General features: G+C 60.3%; 21 protein-coding genes and 1 pseudogene. 10 read left to right on the top strand and 12 right to left on the bottom strand.

The window, feature by feature from the left end; translation table 11 throughout:
• From spoT to DOCECA_RS23070, 4 genes are all read right to left on the bottom strand, one after another.
• Positions 1–2,106 (bottom strand): bifunctional GTP diphosphokinase/guanosine-3',5'-bis pyrophosphate 3'-pyrophosphohydrolase, encoded by a 2,106-nt coding sequence (gene spoT / locus DOCECA_RS23055; RefSeq protein ID WP_030142176.1) that lies wholly within the window; start codon positions 2,104–2,106, stop codon positions 1–3.
• 60 nt (positions 2,107–2,166) lie between these two features.
• Entirely contained in the window at positions 2,167–2,430 is a 264-nt protein-coding gene (gene rpoZ / locus DOCECA_RS23060; protein WP_003177259.1) for a DNA-directed RNA polymerase subunit omega, read from the bottom strand.
• Positions 2,431–2,597: 167 nt separating this feature from the next.
• Entirely contained in the window at positions 2,598–3,218 is a 621-nt protein-coding gene (gmk, locus tag DOCECA_RS23065) for a guanylate kinase (RefSeq protein ID WP_047735756.1), read from the bottom strand.
• 12 nt (positions 3,219–3,230) lie between these two features.
• Positions 3,231–4,094: a YicC/YloC family endoribonuclease gene (locus DOCECA_RS23070; RefSeq protein WP_445571145.1), complete on the bottom strand. Its 864-nt coding sequence runs from the start codon at positions 4,092–4,094 to the stop codon at positions 3,231–3,233.
• 265 nt (positions 4,095–4,359) lie between these two features.
• Here DOCECA_RS23070 and rph point away from each other — a divergent pair, with 265 nt between their 5' ends.
• From rph to gltS, 3 genes are all read left to right on the top strand, one after another.
• The gene (gene rph, locus DOCECA_RS23075; protein ID WP_434561629.1) at positions 4,360–5,082 is read left to right on the top strand and encodes a ribonuclease PH; all 723 of its coding nucleotides are present in this window, start codon (positions 4,360–4,362) and stop codon (positions 5,080–5,082) included.
• 30 nt (positions 5,083–5,112) lie between these two features.
• Positions 5,113–5,481 (top strand): DUF4870 domain-containing protein, encoded by a 369-nt coding sequence (locus tag DOCECA_RS23080; protein ID WP_186615200.1) that lies wholly within the window; start codon positions 5,113–5,115, stop codon positions 5,479–5,481.
• A 492-nt stretch (positions 5,482–5,973) separates the two neighbouring features.
• Positions 5,974–7,182, top strand: coding sequence for a sodium/glutamate symporter (gltS, locus tag DOCECA_RS23085; RefSeq protein ID WP_445571146.1), 1,209 nt, complete (start codon positions 5,974–5,976; stop codon positions 7,180–7,182).
• Positions 7,183–7,275: 93 nt separating this feature from the next.
• On the opposite strand, the gene DOCECA_RS23090 is transcribed toward gltS, so the two are convergent.
• Positions 7,276–8,055: an exodeoxyribonuclease III gene (locus DOCECA_RS23090; protein WP_013694557.1), complete on the bottom strand. Its 780-nt coding sequence runs from the start codon at positions 8,053–8,055 to the stop codon at positions 7,276–7,278.
• A gap of 83 nt (positions 8,056–8,138) precedes the next feature.
• Between DOCECA_RS23090 and pyrE the strand changes: the two genes are divergently transcribed.
• Entirely contained in the window at positions 8,139–8,783 is a 645-nt protein-coding gene (gene pyrE / locus DOCECA_RS23095; RefSeq protein WP_060740059.1) for an orotate phosphoribosyltransferase, read from the top strand.
• Positions 8,784–8,976: 193 nt separating this feature from the next.
• Here pyrE and argB read toward each other — a convergent pair whose 3' ends face one another.
• The 4 genes and pseudogenes from argB to coaBC all read right to left on the bottom strand — a co-directional run bounded on the left by argB (position 8,977) and on the right by coaBC (position 13,230).
• Positions 8,977–9,882, bottom strand: coding sequence for an acetylglutamate kinase (argB, locus tag DOCECA_RS23100; RefSeq protein WP_030138216.1), 906 nt, complete (start codon positions 9,880–9,882; stop codon positions 8,977–8,979).
• A 26-nt stretch (positions 9,883–9,908) separates the two neighbouring features.
• Positions 9,909–11,324: pseudogene (locus DOCECA_RS23105) on the bottom strand (phosphomannomutase/phosphoglucomutase); the annotation flags it as partial.
• Positions 11,325–11,560: 236 nt separating this feature from the next.
• Positions 11,561–12,016, bottom strand: a complete 456-nt coding sequence (gene dut / locus DOCECA_RS23110) for a dUTP diphosphatase (RefSeq protein ID WP_030138214.1) — start codon at positions 12,014–12,016, stop codon at positions 11,561–11,563.
• Positions 12,017–12,021: 5 nt separating this feature from the next.
• Positions 12,022–13,230, bottom strand: a complete 1,209-nt coding sequence (coaBC, locus tag DOCECA_RS23115) for a bifunctional phosphopantothenoylcysteine decarboxylase/phosphopantothenate--cysteine ligase CoaBC (protein WP_420767159.1) — start codon at positions 13,228–13,230, stop codon at positions 12,022–12,024.
• Between the two features lie 144 nt (positions 13,231–13,374).
• On the opposite strand from coaBC, the gene radC reads away from it, so the two are divergent.
• A complete protein-coding gene (gene radC / locus DOCECA_RS23120; RefSeq protein WP_445572185.1) occupies positions 13,375–14,049 on the top strand; it encodes a RadC family protein in 675 nt (224 codons plus the stop codon).
• Positions 14,050–14,183: 134 nt separating this feature from the next.
• Here the strand turns inward: radC and DOCECA_RS23125 are convergent, their stop codons facing one another.
• The gene (locus DOCECA_RS23125) at positions 14,184–15,770 is read right to left on the bottom strand and encodes an ABC transporter substrate-binding protein (RefSeq protein WP_434649670.1); all 1,587 of its coding nucleotides are present in this window, start codon (positions 15,768–15,770) and stop codon (positions 14,184–14,186) included.
• Positions 15,771–16,218: 448 nt separating this feature from the next.
• On the opposite strand from DOCECA_RS23125, the gene rpmB reads away from it, so the two are divergent.
• Both rpmB and rpmG read left to right on the top strand, forming a co-directional pair.
• Entirely contained in the window at positions 16,219–16,452 is a 234-nt protein-coding gene (gene rpmB, locus DOCECA_RS23130; RefSeq protein ID WP_003177273.1) for a 50S ribosomal protein L28, read from the top strand.
• Positions 16,453–16,463: 11 nt separating this feature from the next.
• Positions 16,464–16,619, top strand: a complete 156-nt coding sequence (gene rpmG, locus DOCECA_RS23135; RefSeq protein WP_003177274.1) for a 50S ribosomal protein L33 — start codon at positions 16,464–16,466, stop codon at positions 16,617–16,619.
• A gap of 115 nt (positions 16,620–16,734) precedes the next feature.
• Here rpmG and DOCECA_RS23140 read toward each other — a convergent pair whose 3' ends face one another.
• Complete coding sequence (locus DOCECA_RS23140) at positions 16,735–17,097, bottom strand: cupin domain-containing protein (protein ID WP_420767161.1); 363 nt, start codon at positions 17,095–17,097, stop codon at positions 16,735–16,737.
• A gap of 232 nt (positions 17,098–17,329) precedes the next feature.
• Here DOCECA_RS23140 and DOCECA_RS23145 point away from each other — a divergent pair, with 232 nt between their 5' ends.
• Both DOCECA_RS23145 and DOCECA_RS23150 read left to right on the top strand, forming a co-directional pair.
• Positions 17,330–18,823 (top strand): aldehyde dehydrogenase, encoded by a 1,494-nt coding sequence (locus DOCECA_RS23145; protein WP_420767162.1) that lies wholly within the window; start codon positions 17,330–17,332, stop codon positions 18,821–18,823.
• 175 nt (positions 18,824–18,998) lie between these two features.
• Entirely contained in the window at positions 18,999–20,141 is a 1,143-nt protein-coding gene (locus DOCECA_RS23150) for an MFS transporter (RefSeq protein WP_420767163.1), read from the top strand.
• Between the two features lie 74 nt (positions 20,142–20,215).
• Here the strand turns inward: DOCECA_RS23150 and DOCECA_RS23155 are convergent, their stop codons facing one another.
• Positions 20,216–21,781, bottom strand: coding sequence for a phospholipase D family protein (locus DOCECA_RS23155; protein ID WP_420767164.1), 1,566 nt, complete (start codon positions 21,779–21,781; stop codon positions 20,216–20,218).
• A 274-nt stretch (positions 21,782–22,055) separates the two neighbouring features.
• Here DOCECA_RS23155 and DOCECA_RS23160 point away from each other — a divergent pair, with 274 nt between their 5' ends.
• Positions 22,056–22,706 (top strand): DUF1120 domain-containing protein, encoded by a 651-nt coding sequence (locus DOCECA_RS23160; RefSeq protein WP_434608869.1) that lies wholly within the window; start codon positions 22,056–22,058, stop codon positions 22,704–22,706.
• Positions 22,707–22,757 lie beyond the last annotated feature (51 nt).

Below are 22,757 nucleotides of genomic sequence, written 5' to 3' on the forward strand. Positions count from 1 at the left end.
CTATGCGCGCATGCGAGTGATGCGGATGACCCCTGTCAGGGCGCGCAGTTTCTTGATCACGCGGGCCAGGTGTACGCGGTCGTGCACGCTGACCACCAGTTGGACGACGCTGATGCGACCGTCGCGTTCGTCCATGCTGATTTTCTCGATGTTGCCGTCGGCGGCGTTGACGCTGCTGGCCAGCAGTGCGATCAGGCCGCGCTGGTGCTCCAGCTCGACGCGCAGTTCGACATTGAATTCGCCGGTGACATCCTTGGCCCACGAAAGCTGGATGCATTTTTCCGGGTTGTGGCGGATTTCGCTGATATTGCGGCAGTTGTCCAGGTGCACCACCATCCCTTTGCCGGCGGACAGATGGCCGACAATCGGATCGCCAGGAATCGGCGTACAACACTTGGCGTAACTGAGGACCAGGCCTTCGGTGCCGCGAATCGCCAGCGGACCTTCAGGGCTCGGCAATTGTTCGCCTTCGCCGAGCAGTCGGCGGGCGACGACGTAGGCCATGCGATTGCCCAAACCGATGTCCTCGAGCAGATCTTCGATCAATTCGAGACGGTATTCGTGGAGCATGACCTGTACGCGCTCGGCCGGGATCTTGTCCAGGGAACTGTCGAAGCCGTTCAGTACCTTGTTCAGCAGGCGTTCGCCCAGGCTGATGGACTCGGAGCGACGTTGCAGCTTCAGCGCATGGCGGATATGCGTGCGGGCCTTGCCGGTGACCACAAAGTTGAGCCACGCCGGGTTGGGGCGCGCGCCGGGGGCGCTGACGATTTCCACCGTGGAGCCGCTTTGCAGCGGTTCGGACAACGGTGCCAGGCGACGATTGATGCGACAGGCAATGCAGCTGTTGCCGACGTCGGTGTGCACGGCGTAGGCGAAATCCACCGCTGTGGACCCTTTGGGCAGCTCCATGATCCGGCCCTTGGGCGTGAAGACGTAGACCTCGTCCGGGAACAGGTCGATCTTCACGCTCTCGATGAATTCCAGGGAATTGCCGGCCCGTTGCTGCATTTCCAGCACGCCCTTGACCCACTGCCGCGCGCGGGCGTGAGTGCTCTTGGGTTGCTCGTCGCCACTGGATTTGTACAACCAATGGGCGGCGATGCCGTTGTTGGCCATCTCTTCCATTTCACGGGTGCGGATCTGGATTTCGATCGGTACGCCGTGCATGCCGAACAGCGTGGTGTGCAGCGACTGGTAACCGTTGGCCTTGGGAATCGCGATGTAATCCTTGAAGCGCCCAGGCAGCGGTTTGTACAAATTATGGACAGCACCCAGCACGCGGTAGCAGGTATCGACCTTGTCGACGATGATCCGGAACGCATAGACGTCCATGATTTCGTTGAAGGCCCGGCGCTTGCCGCGCATTTTCTTGTAGATGCCGTACAGGTGTTTCTGCCGCCCGCTGACTTCGCCTTCGATGCCGTCGATGGCCAGACAGTGGCTCAGGGACTCTTCGATCTTGTTGACGATTTCCTTGCGATTGCCCCGGGCGCGCTTGACGGCCTGGTTGATGCGCGCCGAACGCATCGGGTGCATCGCCTTGAAACCCAGGTCCTCGAACTCGATGCGAATTGCGTGCATGCCCAGGCGATTGGCGATGGGTGCGTAGATTTCGAGGGTTTCCTTGGCGATTCGCCGGCGTTTCTCGCCGGACAGCACTTCCAGCGTGCGCATGTTGTGCAGACGGTCGGCGAGCTTGACCAGGATCACGCGGATATCGCGGGCCATGGCCATGGCCATTTTCTGGAAGTTTTCGGCCTGGGCCTCGGCCTTGGTTTCGAAGTTCATCTGGGTCAGCTTGCTGACCCCGTCGACCAGTTCGGCCACGGTTTCGCCGAACTGCGCTTGCAGCGCTTCCTTGGCAATGCCGGTGTCTTCGATCACGTCATGGAGCATGGCCGCCATCAGGCTCTGATGGTCCATGTGCATGTCGGCAAGGATATTCGCCACCGCGAGCGGGTGCGTGACGTACGCCTCGCCGCTGCGGCGGCGCTGGCCGTCGTGGGCTTGTTCGGCGTAGAAATAGGCTCGGCGGACCAGGTTGACCTGGTCCGTGCCGAGGTAGGCCGATAAGCGATCGGCGAGGGCGTCTATGCTCGGCATGATAGTGACTCCTGCCGTCTGCTGTGACCCCGCGCCGTGCTACGTCGACCAGGCATAGGCTTAGACCGCCTCGTTGGACTCGTCCTCGAACGCTGCGAACAGCGGTTCGTCTTCAACGATTTCAGCGTTGGCGATGAACTCGTAGCTCATCAGGCCTTCGGCGATTTCACGCAGCGCTACCACGGTAGGCTTGTCGTTTTCCCACTGGACCAATGGCTCTTTGCCGCCGGTGGCCAGTTGACGGGCACGCTTGGTAGAGAGCATGACCAGCTCAAAGCGGTTTTCCACGTGTTCTAGGCAGTCTTCAACGGTTACGCGGGCCATGGTATTCCTCGGAGCGAATGCAATATGCGCGCTGCCCGGTTGGGCGAGCGGACTCAACAGTTTAAAAAAACACCAGCGTTTAGGGAAGCGCTGATTTTTTGATCAAACCCCTCGGCGCGCTGCGAGTACCAATGTAAAGCCGTCGCAGCGGTTTTGGGAAGGGCTGTTCAGCCCAGCAGTTCAGCCAAAAGCTTGCCGAAACGTTGCTGCTGGCGCTTCTGTTGCAGCTGGCTGGCGCGGAAAATCGCCTTCAGGTCGTCCAGCGCGTGGGCAAAATCGTCATTGATGATCAGATAATCGTAATCGACGTAATGGCTCATTTCGCTGACCGCTTCACGCATCCGGCCTTCGATGATTTCATCGCTGTCCTGGCCGCGGTTGGTCAGGCGTTGGCGCAAGGCTTGCTGGCTCGGCGGCAGGATGAAGATGGAGCGGGCCTGGGGCATCAGCTTGCGAACTTGCTCGGCGCCTTGCCAGTCGATTTCCAGGATCAGGTCGTGGCCTTCGTCGAGGGTTTGCTGGAGGTAGCTCTGCGAAGTGCCGTAGAGGTTGCCGAAGACTTCGGCGCGCTCGAGAAAGTCGCCGTGCTCGGCCATCCTCACGAACTCTTCACGGTCAACGAAGTGATAGTTCACGCCATTCACTTCGCCCGGGCGCATGGCGCGGGTGGTGTGCGAGACCGAGACGCGGATCTGCGGCTCGGCATCGATCAATGCCTTGACCAGGCTGGTCTTGCCAGCGCCCGAGGGCGCGGAAATGATGTAGAGAGTGCCGGTGCTGTGGGTCATGTCGGGTTAGCCTTACTCAATGTTCTGCACTTGTTCGCGCATTTGCTCGATCAACACCTTGAGGTTGACCGCCGCCTGCGTGCTGCGCGGGTCGAAGGCTTTGGAGCCCAGTGTATTGGCTTCGCGGTTGAGCTCCTGCATCAGGAAGTCGAGGCGGCGACCGGCCGCACCGCCGGATTTGAGCACCCGGCGAACTTCGATGATGTGGGTGCTCAGGCGATCCAGTTCTTCGGCCACGTCGCTTTTTTGCGCGAGCATGACCATTTCCTGTTCCAGGCGCTGCGGGTCCAGCTCGGCCTTCATGTCGGCGAAGCGGTCGAGGACTTTCTGGCGTTGGGTGGCGAGCATTTGCGGGACCAGTTCGCGCAGGGTGACGACATCTTCTTCAATAGAGGTCAGGCGCTCGTTGATCAGACGGGCCAGCTCCGCGCCTTCACGCTCGCGACCCGCCTTGAGTTCCTTCAGCCCTTGAGTGAAGAGTGCCAGCGCCTCGGCATTCAGCGCTTGGGGATCGCTCGCATCGCCGACCAGCACGCCTGGCCAGGCCAGTATTTCCAACGGATTGAGGGCGGCGGGGTTCTTGATCAAGCCGGCGACGGTTTCTGCGGCCGCGACCAGTTGCGCAGCGCGTTCGCGATCGACCTGCAGCGTCTTGCCACTGCTTTCTTCGGTGAAGCGCAGGGTGCATTCCAACTTGCCCCGGGACAAGCCCTGGCGCAGCGCTTCGCGCACGCTGCCTTCCAGATCGCGGAAGGATTCGGGCAGGCGCAGATGCGGCTCCAGGTAGCGGCTGTTGACCGAGCGCAATTCCCAGCTCAGCGTGCCTTGGGCGCCGGCCTTTTCGACTCGGGCGAAGGCGGTCATGCTGTGCACCATGGGGATTCCTCGCAATGCAAGCCGGCCACAATCGGTCGTCGTGGGGCCTGGGGTCTGTGGGTTGATGCTGAAGGACAGCAAAGGCGCAGGATTGTAGCGCAGTGCGACGCAAGCGCCCAAACAGCTCCGGTAACAAAGCGCTGCAGCCCGTCGGCCGGGGCTTTGAGCGCGTTCGTCCGTCGCGTTGGATTTTTAGACCTGCCTTATGGCAGCGCACGGCTTTATAATGCCCAGCAGTTTTCCGTCCCCTGTACAGGTGTTCCCTATGAAACGTCCAAGTGGTCGCGCTGCCGATCAGCTTCGCTCGATCCGCATTACCCGCAACTACACCAAACACGCCGAGGGATCTGTACTGGTCGAATTCGGTGATACCAAGGTCATCTGCACCGTCAGCGTCGAAAACGGCGTGCCTCGCTTCCTGAAGGGCCAGGGGCAAGGCTGGTTGACCGCCGAATACGGCATGCTGCCGCGCGCCACCGGCGAGCGGAACCAGCGCGAGGCCAGCCGTGGCAAGCAGGGCGGCCGGACCCTGGAGATCCAGCGATTGATCGGCCGTTCCCTGCGCGCTGCGCTGGACATGTCCAAGCTTGGTGATGTGACGCTGTATGTCGATTGCGATGTGATCCAGGCTGACGGCGGCACCCGCACCGCTTCCATCACCGGCGCGATGGTTGCGTTGGTCGACGCCTTGAAAGTGATCAAGAAACGCGGTGGCCTCAAGGGCGGTGACCCGCTCAAGCAAATGATCGCCGCGGTGTCGGTGGGCATGTACCAGGGCGAGCCGGTGCTGGACCTGGACTACCTCGAAGACTCCGCCGCCGAGACCGACCTGAACGTGGTCATGACCAGCGCTGGCGGCTTCATCGAAGTCCAGGGCACTGCCGAAGGCGCGCCGTTCCAGCCGCAAGAATTGAACGCTATGCTGGAGCTGGCGAAGAAAGGCATGACCGAGATCTTCGAATTGCAAAAGGCCGCGTTGGCCGACTGATTGTTGTGCGCTTCAGACAAGGAGAATGTCATGAGTGATGAGCAAGTCCTGTTGCCCCAACCGAGCAAAGAAGCGCGGCAATGGGCAATGTTTTGTCACCTGTCTGCACTGTTGGGAATTTTCATTCCGTTCGGTTCGCTGATCGGGCCGCTGGTCATCTGGCAGCTCAAGCGTGAGTCCGACCCGTTCATCGATGCCCAGGGCAAGGAAGCGCTGAACTTCCAAATCACTGTGGCGATCGCTGCGGCGATCAGCTTGCTGCTGATGATCGTGGTGATCGGTTTCTTCCTGTTTGGCCTGGTCGCCATCGGTGCGCTGGTGCTGACCATTATTGGCGGTGTGAAAGCCAATGAGGGGCAGCCGTACCGATATCCCTTTACCTGGCGGTTGGTTAAATAGCGAACAGCGCTGCGATATAAAAATGCCCCGGTTGTCGGGGCATTTTTATTAGGGGTGCGAAACTTGGTGTTTGTATAAAAACAATCGGAAAAGTCTGATAACGCTTCGTAGAAATGGATTCTTGCTTGATGTGATTCCATCACTGAAGGAAGTATCGAAACAAGAAGTTGAGAACTCAGAGATTGATGTCACAAAACCGTTCATTGCAACAGCCGTCGTGTCCAGCTGCGCATTGTCTCTTGTCGGTATATTGCCGCTCTTAAACTTTTAGTCACAACTGAGCGATGCTCGCGTGGCCCATATGCTTGGCATCGATAGTCTTCGGTTGATAGAGTCGCTCCAAGCAATATTCTCCGTGAAATATTTCGATATATTCAAGCCATTGAAGGCGTTTGAATTAAAGACCAATCAGTGTTGAGCATTCAACCTGCTCAAGTGGCGTATCCAGGTAAAAAGTTCGCCCTTGAATAGATACAGAAAAGATGGATATTCATGTTTCAGCTCGATTTCTACGGCACGCTTGTCGCCGCCTCCCTGGTACTTTTACTGGGACGTGGGCTTGTGGGCCGTGTTGGTTTTCTGCGTGTCTACAATATCCCCGAGCCTGTAGCAGGCGGGCTGGTAGTGGCTTTGGTTCTTTTGGCTTTGCGCGCACTTGATATTGAAGTTCGGTTTGATACTTCGTTGCAAACGCCATTGATGCTGGCTTTTTTCGCCACGATCGGCCTGAGTGCGGATTTCGCCAGCCTGAGAAGAGGCGGGCGCGTGGTGGGGATTTTCCTGTTGGCGGTGACCGGCTTGCTGGTGGTCCAGAACGCCATGGGCATCGGGCTGGCAAAAGCGCTGGGGCTCGACCCCTTGATGGGATTGCTGACCGGCTCGATTAGCTTGGCGGGCGGCCATGGAACAGGCGCAGCGTGGGGAACGGTGTTCAGTGAGAAATACGGCCTGGCCTCCGCTTCCGAACTCGCGATGGCTTCTGTGACGTTTGGCTTGGTGTTGGGCGGTTTGATCGGTGGTCCGGTTGCTCGCCTGCTCATCAAGCGTGTCCAAGTGCCCGGTTGCCTTGAGTCGCAAAAGCCTCGCGCGCCCAAGGGGTTCGAGCAGCCGAACGAAGAACGCTCGATCACGCCGTTCTCGTTCATCGAGACACTTGCTCTTATCGCTGTCAGCCTGTTGGCTGGCACGCTCCTGAACGGGCAGCTCCACGGTACCGCATTCGAGTTGCCGACGTTCGTTTGCGTCCTGTTCGTGGGGGTAATCTTGCGCAACGGTCTTTCGGCGCTTGGCTTGTATCAGGTTTTCGAGCGTGAAGTGTCTGTGCTTGGCAACGTCAGCTTGTCGCTGTTCCTGGCGATCGCCCTCATGTCGCTCAAGTTGTGGGACCTGGCGTCACTGGCCTTGCCAATCTTCATCATTTTGGCAGTCCAGACGTTGATCATGGCTTTGTTTGCGATTTTCGTGACGTTCAGGCTGATGGGTAGCCACTACGACGCCGCGGTCCTGGCGGCAGGGCATTGCGGTTTCGGGCTGGGGGCTACGCCGACGGCGATTGCCAACATGCAGGCGGTGACTCAGCGCTACGGACCCTCGCAGATAGCGTTTCTGGTGGTACCCATGGTGGGAGCGTTCTTCATCGATATCGTCAACGTCATCGTCATCAAGCTGTACCTTGCCCTGCCGTTATTTGCCGCGGCTTGAAGCCTGAAGCGGATACATGCTCCAAAAAAATACCCGTATCTCGCGATACGGGTATTTTTTGACCGGTCGGCCTGCAGCAGCTCGTCGATACGCTTAGATCGTCAGCGTCCAATCGTAGTCCACGATCAGCGGCGCGTGCTGCGAGAACCGTGGCTGGCGCGGCAGGCGGGCGCTGCGTACGAAGCGGCGCAGCCCAGGCGTCAGCAACTGGTAGTCGAAACGCCAGCCGAGATTGAGCATCTCGGCCTGCTCGTTGTCCGGCCACCAGCTGTACTGGTCGCCTTCGCGGCTGACTTCACGCAGGGCGTCGACATAGCCCATGTTGCCAATGATCTCGTCCATCCAGGCCCGTTCCGGCGCCAGGAAACCAGGAGATTGCTGGCTGTCGCGCCAGTTCTTGATATCCAGCTTCTGTTGCGCCACGTACAGCGAGCCACAATAAATGTACTCGCGACGTTTGCGCCGCTGTTTATCAAGGTAACGGGCGAAGTCGTCCATCAACTTGAATTTCTGATTCAAATCTTCATCGCCGTTCTGCCCCGAAGGGAGCAGTAAGGTCGCGATGCTGACCTTGTCGAAATCGGCTTGCAGGTAGCGCCCGTAGCGGTCCGCCGTCTCGAAACCGAGACCGTTGATGACAGCCTTCGGTTGCAGCCGCGAGTACAAAGCCACGCCACCCTGGGCGGGGACTTCGGCATCGCAGGCATAAAGGAAGTAACCATCCAGTTGGAAGGCTGCATCGTCCAGTTCAAAGGCGGAGGCGCGGGTGTCCTGCAGGCAGATGACGTCGGCATTCTGTGCTTGCAGCCAACTGAGCAAACCACGCTCCACTGCAGCCTGAATACCATTGACGTTCACACTGATGATCCGCATAAATGGCCCCAAAAATCACGTGCGTGTATGATACACGCCGTGTACCTATTTAGCTAAATCCGCGGTATTTGAGGCTTTTTTTCATGCAGGCGTATCAGCGCGATTTCATTCGCTTTGCCATCGATCGCGGTGTTCTGCGCTTCGGTGAGTTCACTCTCAAGTCCGGGCGCACCAGTCCGTACTTCTTCAACGCCGGCCTGTTCAACAGCGGCACCGCCCTGGCGCAGTTGGGTCGGTTCTATGCCGCGGCCATCGTCGAGAGCGGCATCCCGTTCGACGTATTGTTCGGGCCCGCCTACAAAGGCATCCCGCTGGCCGCCACCACCGCCGTCGCCCTGGCCGAACACCATGGCCGCGACCTGCCCTGGTGCTTCAACCGCAAGGAAGCCAAGGCCCATGGCGAGGGCGGTAGCCTTGTCGGCGCGCCGCTGACCGGCGATGTGCTTATCATCGATGACGTCATCACCGCCGGCACCGCCATTCGCGAAGTGATGCAGATCATCGCCTCGCAAGAAGGCGCCAAGGCCGCCGGCGTGCTGATCGCCCTGAACCGCCAGGAGCGCGGCAATGGTGAGCTGTCGGCAATTCAGGAAGTTGAGCGCGACTTCGGCATCCCGGTGATCAGCATTGTCTCGCTGAACCAGGTGCTGGAATTCTTGGCCGATGATCCGCAGCTCAAGCAGCATCTGCCGGCGGTGGAAGCCTACCGCGCCCAGTTCGGCGTCTAAGAAGCCCGATGATTTTGATCTTGTGGCGAGGGAGCTTGCTCCCGCTGGGTCGCGCAGCGGCCCCAATATTTTTGCGATCGCTGCGCAATCGAGCGGGAGCAAGCTCCCTCGCCACAGAAGCTCATCTGAAAGTTAAATAAAAAAAGACCCCGCTCAACCAGGTTGAGCGGGGTCTTTTTTTTGCAGGTATCGCTTAAGGACGCTTGCGATTGCTGATCAACGTACCCACGCCGGTATCGGTGAAGATCTCCAGCAGGATCGCATTCGGCACGCGACCGTCGATGATCAGCGAGCTGCCAACACCGCCCTGTACCGCTTCCAGCGCGCAACGAATCTTCGGCAGCATGCCGCCGTAGATGGTGCCGTCGGCGATCAAGTCGTCGACTTGCTGGGTCGACAAGCCGGTCAGGACCTTGCCGGTCTTGTCCATCAGGCCGGCAATGTTGGTGAGCAGCATCAGCTTCTCGGCCTTCAGCGCCTCGGCGACCTTGCCGGCCACCAGGTCGGCGTTGATGTTGTACGACTCACCGTTGGCGCCCACGCCGATTGGCGCGATGACCGGGATGAAGTCGCCCTTGACCAGCAAATTCAGCAGGTCGGTGTTGATGCCGACCACTTCGCCCACCTGGCCGATGTCGATGATTTCCGGCTGGGTCATCTCCGGGGTCTGGCGCGTAACGGTGAGCTTCTTCGCGCGGATCAGCTCGGCGTCCTTGCCGGTCAGGCCGATGGCGCTGCCGCCGTGACGGTTGATCAGGTTGACGATGTCCTTGTTGACCTGGCCGCCGAGCACCATTTCCACTACATCCATGGTCTGTGCGTCAGTGACGCGCATGCCGTCGATGAAATGGCTCTCGATGGAGAGGCGCTTGAGCAAGTCGCCGATCTGCGGGCCACCACCGTGCACCACGACCGGGTTGATGCCCACGGCCTTCATCAGCACGATGTCGCGGGCAAAGCCGGTTTTCAGCTCCTCGCTTTCCATCGCGTTGCCGCCGTACTTGATCACCAGGGTCTTGCCGACATAGCGTCGGATATAAGGCAACGCTTCGGACAGGACCTTGGCGGTGTTGGCGGCGGCTTCGCGTTCGAGGGTCATTCAGGGCTCCGGTGGTGATTCAAAAATCAGAACGGTAGTTGGAGATCGGGTGCAACACGTTTGAGTTGGGTGTGGAACACGTCCTTGATGCGCTGCAGTTCGGCCTCGTTGTCGGCCTCGAAGCGCAGCACCAACACCGGCGTGGTGTTAGAGGCGCGAACCAGGCCCCAGCCTTGTGGGTAGTCGACCCGCACACCGTCGATGGTGGTCAGTTCGGCGCCTTCGCCCCACTGGGCATCGTGCAGTGCATCAATGATGCTGAATTTGCTCTCTTCGGTCACATGGATATTGATTTCCGGCGTAGAAATATCGTTCGGGAAGGTTGCGAACAGTTCTTCCGCAGTGGATTTTTCCTTGCTCAGAATCTCCAGCAGGCGTGCCGCGCTGTAGATGCCGTCATCAAAACCGAACCAACGCTCCTTGAAGAAGATGTGGCCGCTCATTTCGCCGGCCAGCAGGGCACCGCTCTGTTTCATTTTCTTTTTGATCAACGAATGGCCGGTTTTCCACATCAGCGGACGGCCGCCGTATTCCTTGATCAGCGGCACCAGGCGACGGGTGCACTTCACGTCGAAGATGATTTCCGCATCGGGGTTGCGTGCCACGACGTCCTTGGCGAACAGCATCAGCAGGCGGTCCGGGAACACGACGCTACCGGTCTCGGTCACCACGCCCACGCGGTCGCCGTCGCCGTCGAAGGCCAGGCCCAGGTCGGCATTGGTTTCCTTGACCTTGGCGATCAGGTCTTGCAGGTTTTCTAGCTTGCCCGGGTCCGGGTGGTGGTTCGGGAAGTTGCCGTCGACTTCGCAGAACAGCGGGATAACTTCGCAGTTCAGGGCTTCGATCAGTTGGGGGGCGATCACGCCAGCCGCGCCGTTGCCGCAATCGACCACCACTTTCAGGCGGCGAGCGAGCTTCACGTCCTTGACGATCTCATCGTTGTAGCGCGGGAGGATGTCGACCTTGGTCACGCTGCCCTGGCCGCTGCTCAAGTCATTGGTCTTGAGGCGGGTGTGCAGGGCCTGGATCTGCTCGTTGGCGAGGGTGTCGCCGGCGATGACGATCTTGAAGCCGTTGTAGTTCGACGGGTTGTGGCTGCCGGTGAGCATCACGCCGGATTTACCAGCCAGCACGTTGGCGGCGTAGTACAGCGCCGGTGTTGGCACCAGGCCGACGTCGCTGACATGGCAACCACTGTCGGCAATGCCCTTGATCAATTGCTCGACCAGTTCCGGGCCGGACAAACGACCATCGCGGCCGACGTTCACGTTCGGTTCGCCCTGGGCCAGGCTCTGGGAACCAATGGCGCGGCCAATCCAGTAAGCGGTTTCAGCCGTCAGGGTTTCCGGCACGACGCCACGGATGTCGTAGGCGCGGAAGATACTGTCAGGAAAGATCGGGGCGATTGCGGCTGGGGTGTTCATGGGCGGGCGCTCTATCAGGAAAGTGACTGGACACGCCGACAGGGGCGTCGGCAGGCTCAAGCTGAAGGGTATGACGGCGTTTTTGGCAGAGAGTTCGCGGTGGGAGCGTGCCATGAGACAGCGGTATCCCGGTCTGAACCGTCTAAAACCTTGATTCCCGGTGGGAAACCTTGTCGCCAGCCGTTGCGCATTTTTCGTCCTGAAACAGAAGCTTAATAAAGCAGTCAGGCAAGGTGCCCGGCTGCAACGCAGTATCAATGACTGCCGGAATGCCCGAAGCCGCCGGCGCCACGTTGGCTTTCGTCGAATTCCTGGACCAGTTCGAAGTGGGCCTGGACCACTGGCACCAGCACAAGCTGAGCGATGCGTTCGCCCACTGCGATGTTAAAAGCGGTCTGGCCACGGTTCCAGCAGGACACCATCAGTTCGCCCTGGTAGTCCGAATCGATCAGCCCGACCAGGTTGCCCAGCACGATGCCGTGCTTATGGCCCAGGCCCGAGCGTGGCAGGATCAGCGCGGCAAGGCCCGGGTCACCGATATAGACCGACAGGCCGGTCGGAATCAGCAGGGTCTGGCCCGGCTCCAGGACGGTGTCCTGCTTGAGCATGGCCCGCAGGTCGAGGCCGGCGGAGCCCGGTGTGGCGTACTGCGGCAATGGAAATTCGTTGCCGATGCGTGGGTCGAGGATCTTGGCTTGTAGAGCGTGCATTGAAATTAAACCTGGTTCAGCCGTTCGGCGATGAAAGTGATCAGTTGGCGGGCGATCTTGCCCTTGCTGGTCTGGGCGAAAAGCGTGGCGTGCAACTGGCGGTCGATCACGCTGCAGGCGTTTTCCTCGCTGTTGAACCCAATGCTCGGGTTGGCGACGTCGTTGGCGACGATCAGGTCCAGATTCTTGTCCTTGAGCTTACGCGCGGCGTAATCGAGGAGGTGTTCGGTCTCGGCGGCGAAACCCACGCTGAACGGTCGGTCGGGGCGGGTGGCGATGGTGGCGAGGATATCGGGATTGCGCACCATTTGCAGGAGCAGGCCGTCGCCGCTCGTAGGGTCTTTCTTCAATTTTTGCGGGGCGACGACTTCAGGCCGGTAGTCCGCCACTGCCGCCGAGGCGATGAACAGGTCGCACGGGATGGCCGCTTCGCAGGCGGCAAGCATGTCCCGGGCGCTGACGACGTCGATGCGCGTAACCCGGTCTGGGGTCGGCAGGTGCACGGGGCCGGTAATCAGCGTCACCCGGGCGCCAGCCTCTACGGCGGCTTCGGCCAGGGCGAAGCCCATTTTCCCTGAGCTGTGGTTGGTGATGTAGCGCACCGGGTCGATGTTTTCCTGGGTCGGCCCGGCGGTGATCAATACGTGCTTGCCCGTCAGGGCTTCGCGCTTGAAGCAGTCGGCGGCGCATTGGGCCAGGTCGGTGGCTTCTAGCATGCGGCCCATCCCGACATCGCCGCAGGCCTGGCTGCCGGAAGCTGGACCGAAGACTTTCAGGTTGCGACTTTCAAGCAGTTCCAGATTGGCCTGGGTGGCCGGGTCGCGCCACATGGCCTGGTTCATGGCCGGTGCCACGGCGACCACCGCGTCGGTGGCGAGCACCAGGGTGGTCAACAGGTCATTGGCGATGCCCTGGGCCAGGCGGGCGATGAGGTCGGCCGTGGCCGGGGCGATCAACACCAGGTCGGCCCACTTGGCCAGTTCGATATGGCCCATGGCGGCTTCAGCCGCCGGGTCGAGCAGATCCAGGTGGACCGGGTGGCCGGACAGGGCCTGCATGGTCAGCGGCGTGATGAATTCACTGCCGCCACGGGTCATGACGACCCGCACTTCCGCGCCCTGGTCGATAAGCCTGCGAACCAGCTCGGCGCTCTTGTAGGCGGCAATGCCGCCGCCGACGCCCAGAACGATGCGTTTCCGATACAGCCGCTGCATAGGCCTGCCTTTCGATTTCAGTGGTCAGCGCAGAGCGAAACCCTTGGCGTGAGCTGCCTGGGTGAAAATCGCCTGCAAAAAAGATGGGCTAAGATATCACAGCGTCCGCTATGGAACAGCGGCGCCCACTATCAGGGAGATGCCATGAGTATTCGGGATTGGCCCGTGGCCGAGCGGCCGCGGGAAAGGTTACTGGTGTCGGGAGCGGAGAGTCTTTCGGACGCCGAGTTGCTGGCGATTTTCTTGCGCACGGGAGTGGCGGGCAGAAGCGCGGTGGATCTGGCGCGACACCTATTGAGTCAATTTGGCTGCCTGCGCGCGCTGCTTGAAGCGGACCAGGTTACGTTCAGCAGTCAGATGGGCCTGGGCCCGGCGAAATTCGCACAATTGCGGGCCGTTCTTGAAATGGGCCGGCGACATCTGGCAGAGCGGATGCGGCAAAAATCAATGCTTGAGGATCCGCAGGCTGTTCGTGACTATCTGAAGTCAATGCTGCGCCACGAGCCTCATGAGGTTTTTGGTTGTCTGTTCCTTGATTCACGGCACCAGGTGCTGGCGTTTGAAGCACTGTTTCGCGGCTCGATCGCCACGGCCACCGTTCACCCTCGGCAAGTGGTCAAGCGGGCCCTGGCCCACAATTGCGCTGCCGTGATCCTGTGCCACAACCACCCCTCCGGCAACACCGAGCCCAGCCAGGCCGACCGAATGCTCACCGAGCGGCTTCAGGAGGCGCTGGAGCTGATCGATGTGCGGGTGCTCGATCATTTCATCGTTGGCGATGGGGAGCCACTGTCCATGGCGGAGTATGGGTGGATGTAGGTTCGATCTGACGAACAAGACCCTTTGTGGGAGCGAGCTTGCTCGCGATAGCGGTTGCTCAGTCAGCATTGATGTGTCTGATGCGCGGCTATCGCGAGCAAGCTCGCTCCCACAGGGGGGCTGTGGGGCTGGGGTTACTTGAAGCTGACCTTGGAATAGTCCTGGCGCCCAAACGGGCTCACCGCATACCCCTGCACATCCTTGCGGGTCAATGCGAAGGCGGTCGGGTGCGCCAACGGCAACCAAAGGGCCTGCTGCTGGATCTGAGCCTGTGCCTGTTCGTAGAGCTTGGTGCGGACACCTTGCTCGCCAGTGGTCTTGCCAGCACTGATCAGCTTGTCCAGGTCCGGGTTGCAATAACGGGCGAAGTTGGTGCCGGACTTGACCGCCGCGCAGGAAAATTGCGGCGTGAGGAAATTGTCCGGATCGCCGTTATCACCGGCCCAGCCCATGAACAGCAGGTCATGCTCGCCAGCCTTGGCGCGGCGGATCAGCTCGCCCCATTCGATCACGCGGATTTCCGCCTGGATGCCGATTTCCGCCAGGTCCGATTGCAGCAGTTGGGCGCCAAGGCTCGGGTTGGGGTTGAGCAGGCTGCCGGAAGGGCGAGTCCATATGGTGGTCTTGAAGCCCTCTTTCAACCCGGCCTTGGCCAGCAGGTCCCGAGCTTTGGCCGGATCATGGGCATAGCCGGGCAGGTTTTTGGCGTAGCTCCAGGTGTTTGGGGGGTAAGGACCGTTGGCCGCTTCGGCGGTGCCTTCGAAAACGGTCTTGAGGTAGCTGGGCTTGTCAAACGCGAGATTGATAGCCTGACGGACTTCAGGTTTGTCCAAGGGGGGATGCTGGCTATTAATCGCCAGGAAGGCGGTCATGAAGGCGTCAGTCTGTTCCACTTTCAACGTAGGCTCTTGCTTGGCGGCCTGTACGTCCAACGGCTTGGGCGACAACGCGATCTGGCATTCATTGCGCCGCAGTTTCTGCAGGCGAACATTGGCGTCCGGGGTGATGGCGAAAATCAGGGGGTCGACCTGAGGCTTGCCGCCAAAGTATTCGCTGTTGGCCTTGTAGCGGATCGAGGCGTCTTTCTGGAAACGGCTGAAAATGAACGGGCCGGTGCCAATGGGCTGGCTGTTGAGTTGTTCCGGCTTGCCGGCCTTCAGCAACTGGTCTGCGTATTCGGCTGAATAGATTGACGCAAAGCCCATGCTCAGCGTCGCCAGGAAGGTCGAGTCGGCATGGTCCAGTGTGAATCGCACCGTTAGCGGGTCCAGGGCGTCGATTTTTGTGATCAGCGACGGCAATTGCATGGATTGAGCGTGTGGGAAGCCACTCTGCGCCACTTTGTGCCAAGGGTTGGCCGGATCCAGCATGCGGTCGAAGCTGAACTTGACGTCTTCGGCGGTCAAGTCGCGGTGCGGTGTGAAATAGTCGGTGTGATGGAACTTGACCCGTGGACGCAGCTTGAACACATAGGTCAGTCCATCGGGCGACACTTCCCAGCTGTCGGCCAGGCTCGGGACCACTTTCCCGCTGGCCGTATCGAAGTCCACCAGGCGGTTCATCAGCACGTCGGCCGAAGCATTGGTGGTGGTCAACGAGTTGTATTGAACGACATCGAACCCTTCCGGGCTGGCCTCGGTACATACGCTCAGGGCGGCGGCCTGGACCAGAGGGCTGATCAGCAGAGGGGCGAGCATCAGTGGTAGGGCAGCGAGGCGCATGATTTGATTTCCTGTGCAGGTCGGAGGCCCATCTGCGAGTGCAGTCTGGAAAAGGTCTACCCTAGTGGGCTCGCCTGCAAATGACTATCCCCATTTTGCATTTTCCGGCACTCTTTCCTGCGCTTCGCAGGAGGTGCCCTGGGTTGGAACCCGGCATCGATTGAAAAAAACCTGCGCGCCGCGACGAGCGGTAAGGCCATCGCCGGCCCTTGCCCCAGCCGCCCGGGGCTGCCGATTGATGATTTCCAACGAAGACAAATCACACCGGCTGTTGTTGTGCTGGGGTCTTTCTGGTATAAAGCAGCGCTCTTTTCTAGGGGCCCGGTTCCTTCACTGTAGGTGTAGCCGGTAAGACCCTTAAAGAAACGCGGCGCCTGGCGCCAAATGACTGAGAGATTAAGCGGCCAACCCATGCCGGGTTGGGCATGTGGTTTTAGAGGGCTGAGGCATGTCGAGAGTCTGTCAAGTTACCGGTAAGGGTCCGGTGACTGGGAATAACATTTCCCACGCAAACAACAAAACCCGTCGTCGTTTCCTGCCGAACCTGCAGCATCACCGCTTCTGGGTTGAAGAAGAGAAACGTTTTGTACGTCTGCGCGTATCTGCCAAGGGCATGCGCATCATCGACAAGCGTGGCATCAGTGTCGTGCTGGCCGAACTTCGTCGCGATGGCAAGGTTTAAGGGAGCTAATCATGCGTGAATTGATTCGTTTGATCTCGAGCGCCGGTACTGGTCACTTCTACACTACCGACAAGAACAAGCGTACTACCCCGGACAAAATCGAGATCAAGAAATATGATCCGGTTGTTCGCAAGCACGTGATCTACAAGGAAGGCAAAATCAAGTAATTGATTTTTCCTTCTTTACGAAAAAGGCCCGTATCGCGAGATACGGGCCTTTTTTGTTAACGGTGTCTTGTCTGTCAGGGCGCCCTCGCGAGCAAGCCCAGACAGCACAAAACCCTCAGGCCTTCTGCTCGAACACCACATAAATCTTGCGGCAAGGCTCCAGCACTTCCCAGGTGCCCTTGAACCCGGCCGGAATCACGAAGCGATCGCCCGCCCGAAGTGTCTTGGCATTGCCTTCGGCATCCCGCAGCACCGATACGCCCTGAACGATTTCGCAGTATTCGTGTTCCGTATAGTTGACCGTCCACTGGCCGACCGCACCTTCCCAGACCCCGGCATTCATCTGGCCGCATGGGCTGTTGTAATGATTGAACACCGCCTGTTCAGGATCACCCTTGAGTATTTTGGTGGGGTCCGGGCGATAGCGTTCGGGGGTAGTGTTGGCCTGGCTGAAATCGACGATGTCCTGAATATGCATGCAAGTGATCCCCGGAGATAGCGTGGAAGGCCTCGAGTCTATGTTTATTAAAACGAACATCGCAAGGCCGTTTGCCAGCGTTATGTCAAATATATTGAAACATTAGCGGCGGCTGGTTTAGGGTGGCGGATGTTCCGTGCCGATAACAGCGCCGAAAACGGGCTGGCCGGGCAGAATTCTTGAGCGCTGCGGGTGCCGCGGCGTTCCTACCCAATAAGAGGAGGACACTCGCATGACCACCCTGACTCGTGCCGACTGGGAACAGCGTGCCCGCGACCTGAAGATCGAAGGCCGCGCTTTCATCAACGGCGAATACACCGATGCGGTGTCCGGCGAAACCTTCGATTGCCTCAGCCCGGTCGATGGCCGCCTGCTGGGCAAGGTCGCCAGCTGTGACGTGGCCGATGCCCAGCGCGCCGTCGAAAATGCTCGCGCCACGTTCGATTCCGGCGTCTGGTCGCGCCTGGCGCCGAGCAAGCGCAAAGCCGCCATGATTCGCTTCGCCGGGCTGCTCAAGCAGAACGCCGAGGAGCTGGCCCTGCTGGAAACCCTGGACATGGGCAAGCCGATCAGCGATTCGCTGAATATCGACGTGCCCGGGGCCGCCCAGGCGCTGAGCTGGAGCGGTGAAGCCATCGACAAGATCTACGACGAAGTGGCCGCGACGCCCCACGATCAGTTAGGCCTGGTGACCCGCGAACCCGTCGGCGTGGTCGGCGCCATCGTGCCGTGGAACTTCCCGCTGATGATGGCTTGCTGGAAGCTCGGCCCTGCGTTGTCCACCGGTAACTCCGTGGTGCTGAAACCATCGGAAAAATCCCCGCTGACCGCGATCCGTATCGCCGCCCTGGCAATTGAGGCGGGTATTCCCAAAGGTGTGCTGAACGTTCTGCCGGGCTACGGCCATACCGTTGGCAAGGCGCTGGCCTTGCACATGGATGTCGATACGCTGGTATTCACCGGCTCGACCCGGATCGCCAAGCAACTGATGGTCTATTCCGGAGAGTCCAACATGAAGCGCGTCTGGCTGGAAGCCGGCGGCAAGAGCCCGAACATCGTGTTTGCCGATGCCCCGGACCTGCAAGCCGCCGCCGAATCCGCCGCCAGTGCCATTGCCTTCAACCAGGGCGAAGTCTGCACCGCCGGCTCGCGCCTGCTGGTGGAGCGTTCCATCAAGGACACCTTCCTGCCGCTGGTGATCGAGGCCCTCAAGGGCTGGAAGCCTGGCAACCCGCTGGACCCGGCCACCAATGTCGGTGCCCTGGTCGATACCCAGCAGATGAATACCGTGTTGTCCTACATCGAGGCCGGTCACAGCGACGGCGCCACGCTGGTGGCGGGCGGCAAGCGGATCCTCGAAGAGACCGGCGGCACTTACGTTGAACCGACGATCTTCGATGGCGTGAGCAACGCAATGAAGATCGCCCAGGAAGAAATCTTCGGCCCGGTATTGTCCGTCATCGCCTTCGACAGCGCCGAAGAAGCCATCCAGATCGCCAACGACACGCCATACGGCTTGGCTGCCGCGGTGTGGACCAAGGACATCTCCAAGGCCCACCTGACCGCCAAGGCGCTGCGCGCCGGCAGCGTCTGGGTCAACCAGTACGACGGCGGTGACATGACCGCGCCGTTCGGTGGCTTCAAGCAGTCGGGTAACGGCCGGGACAAGTCGTTGCATGCGTTCGACAAATACACCGAGCTGAAGGCGACCTGGATCAAGCTCTGATGAAATGACGGCTCCGGATCCGGTTCGGGCCCTCAAGTAGCGCTAGTCCCCTGTGGGAGCGAGCTTGCTCGCGATCAGCGGTATGACAGTCGACGACATCGTTGAATGTCGCGCCGCCATCGCGAGCAAGCTCGCTCCCGCATTGGTTTTGAGTGATTGCTACAGGAGCAGGGAAATGCGTTGGGCGACTTATTTCGCCGTGTTGGCGTCTGTCCTGAGTGTCGGCCTGGCCCTGGGCGTGAGCATGCCGCTGGTGTCGCTGCGCCTGGAGGGCTGGGGTTACGGTTCGTTCGCCATCGGCGTTATGGCCGCCATGCCGGCCGTTGGGGTGCTGGTCGGGGCCAAGGTATCGAGCCGACTGGCGGCGCGCTTCGGCACGGCGGCATTGATGCGCCTGTGCCTCTGGGGCGGGGCACTGTCCATCGGGTTGCTGGCGCTGTTGCCCAGTTATCCGGTGTGGTTGCTGCTGCGGCTGTTGATCGGCGTGGTCCTGACGCTGGTATTCATCCTTGGCGAGAGCTGGATCAACCAATTGGTCGTCGAACAATGGCGCGGCCGGTTGGTCGCGCTGTACGGCAGCAGCTATGCGTTGAGCCAACTGTCCGGTCCGTTGCTGCTCGGCGCCCTTGGGACCGACCACGACTATGGTTTCTGGGTGGGCGTCGGCCTGCTGCTGGTCTCACCCTTATTGTTGCTTGGCCGTAGCGGGGCGCCCAGCAGTGAAGCCAGCAGTGTCACCTTCAAGGATCTCTGGGGCTTTTGCCGGGGCTTGCCGGCGATTGGCTGGGCCGTGTCGTTGTTCGCCGCCTTTGAAGCCATGATCCTGACGTTGCTGCCCGTCTATTGCTTGCGCCAGGGCTTCAGCGCCGATGTCGCACTGGCGATGGTCAGCACAGTGGTGGTCGGCGATGCCTTGCTGCAATTGCCCATCGGTGCCCTGGCCGATCGTCTTTCGCGTCGCTCGCTGTTCACTGGCTGCGCGGTGGTCTTGATGTTGTCCAGCCTGGCAGTGCCGCTGCTGATCGACACGCTCTTCATCTGGCCGCTGTGGGTGCTGTTTGGTGCCAGCGCGGGAGGGCTGTTCACCTTGTCGCTGATTTTGATCGGCGAGCGTTATCGCGACGATGCGCTGGTCCGGGCCAACGCTCATATTGCCCAGCTTTGGGGCATTGGATGCCTGGTTGGACCTTTGTTGGCGGGGGCGGGCAGCCAATGGATCAGCGGGCACGCGCTGCCCCTGTTCATGGCTGCGGGGGCGTTCGGGTTGGTGATTCTGTTGTTGCGACAAGGCGCGTTCGGAGCGACACAGCCCGCCTGAAGTTAGAAGAGGCCGGCGACGAGGGAGCTTGCTCCCTCGCCACAAAGGCGGACTGCCAGAAAAGCAGTCAACCCTCAGAGCATGCTCTCAAGCCCGATCGTCGTGGCGAACCAGGCATTGAACCGGCGCCACCAACTGCCTGGCTCGCGGTCCAAGTCGTGTAGCTTGCCGTTGTCTTCGGTGGTCCATACCATTCTTCCCTCTTCAAGCCGCGCTTGATAACTCAGGGTCGGCGCCATCCCCTGTAACGCCAGCTCGCGCACCTGGTCGGCAAGCTCCGGGCTGTCCACCAGGACACCGACCTCGGTGTTCCACAGGACCGAACGCGGGTCGAAGTTGAACGAGCCGATGAAGGACTTCTGCCGGTCGAAGATGATCGCCTTGCTGTGTAGGCTGGAGTCCGACTCGCCGTAGGATTTGCTATAGAACAGATGTGGGCTGCTGCCATTGTCGCCCGGCTGTCGTCGCAGTTCGAACAGGCGCACGCCGTGCTGCAACAGGGCCTTGCGATACGGCGCGTAGCCGCCATGAACAGCGGGCACATCAGTGGCTTCCAGGGAGTTGGTCAGCAGACTCACCGATACGCCGGCATCGGCGCGACTGGTCAGGTACACCAGGCCCGGCTGGCCGGGGACGAAGTAGGCCGAGATCATGATCAATTCCTTGCTCACTCCGGTCAGCTCCGGCCCCAGTTGCGTTGTCAGCAGCAATTGGGGGTCAGGCTCATCCCTTGACAGTACTTTGCTAGGCGCGTCCCACAATGCCTGGTTCCAGGCCCAGATCAATTGACTGCGCCAGGTGTCCAGGCGTGGCTGGGTCTTGTAGGTGGTCAGCTGTTGATACAGCGCCTGGTTTTCCTTGTGCGTCTGATCAAGGGACGCTTGCAGGCGCAAGCGGCTGTCGGCCAAGTCCTGGGCAGTGGGCCGATGGGACATGAACTGCTCGATGGGCTTGCTCAGGGCGCTGTTCCAATACTGGTCGAAGCTATGTCCCAGCTGCTCGGCCACCGGCCCGACGCCGAGCAGGTCGATGTCGGTGAAGTTCAGGTTGGGTTCGGCATCGAAATACTCATCCCCCAGGTTTCGGCCTCCGACGATCGCCATGCTGTTGTCCGCCAGCCAAAGCTTGTTGTGCATCCTTCGATGCTGCAACGACAGGTTGAACAGCCGCCCGAGGCCGCGGGTCACGCCGGTGGCGCGGCCAAGATGCAAAGGGTTGAACAGGCGGATCTGGACGTTGGGGTGGGCAGCGAGCGTCGCGATGGTCTCCTCTTGCCCGTCGCTGGTGGTGTCATCCAGCAAGATGCGCACGCGTACGCCCCGGTCGGCGGCCTTGAGCAACTCGTCCACCAGCATTCGCGTGCTGATCCCGTCATGGACGATGTAGTACTGCAAGTCCAGGCTGCTTTGAGCGTTGCGGATCAATTCGGCCCGGGCGGTGAAGGCCTCGGAGCTGTCCGACAGTAGACGAAAGCCCGAGCGGCCCTCGTGAAGAGCGGCTTGGGCCTGGACTGAGCGACCGAAGGTCGAATGCTCCGCCGCTAGCGCCTGGCTGGGCTCGCGAGTGATATCCAGGCTCGCGCAGCCGCAGAGAGTCGTGGCGAGCAACAGAGCGAATGTCAGGGGAACGTGGGGTTTCAAGTCGAATCATCCCGGGTCGTTGCGAAGGAGTATGGCACGGCTTTTTGATCCGTCATGCCTGCGAGATGCGATGCCCCTTGGGTGTGGGACACCGCCTCCAAGGCCAAGAGAGCCACGCGTTTTGCTGAAAAACATGGCGCGTCGAGGAGCCTTTTCCTACAGAAAAATCCCATCTGGTAGGCAACGATACGCAGGCATTGCTGCCGGTGGCTGGTTTCCTTCCCTGATAGCCATCGCATGACTCCACTCCCTCCCATTCCACAGGTAAGTAATCATGAAAAAAATATTCCTGGCCAGCATGCTGGCTGCTGCTTCCACGCCCATGATCGCCCAGGCGGCCAGTGTTGATTTGAATGTAACTGGCCGGGTCATTCCGACCTCCTGCGTTCCGGCATTTGCCGGTGGTAGCGATGTCAACCTAGGCCGGATTTTTTCGTCCACCCTGGCCCCCGATCGGCAGAACGATCTTCCTCAGCGGGACGTCAGCCTGCAAATCACCTGCTCCGCTCCGGCGGCCGTGGAAATTGCCGTGACTGACAACCGCGGTGCTTCCAAAGTGCCGGGCCTGTCCTTCAACGGAAGCCGAGGCGATGATCTGTATTACGGCCTGGGTAGCACCCAGGGGGTCGGCATCGGTGGTTTCGGTTTGTTGGGTGGCCAGCCTCGGGCCGACGGCGCTTTGCAGTCACTGCTGCTACGAACGGCGGCCAATCCGGGCTGGAGCGTGCCGACCAATGGTTTGGTGACCAATGCGCCAACGACTTACTCCTGGGGGGGTAGCCCGGCAGCCGGTCCCGCACCGGCTCGTCTTCACACCTTCCCGATGAAAGTCGCCGCGGTCATTCGCGCCACGTCCGAATTACCGGCTACCACCGATGACTTCGATCTCGACGGTTCGGTTACGTTCGATGTGTTTTACCTCTGACTCCTGGCGCATGCGACGCGTGATGCGCGTCTGAAGGGCTATCGATTCGCC

It is taken from the genome of Pseudomonas sp. E102, from assembly GCF_052660185.1.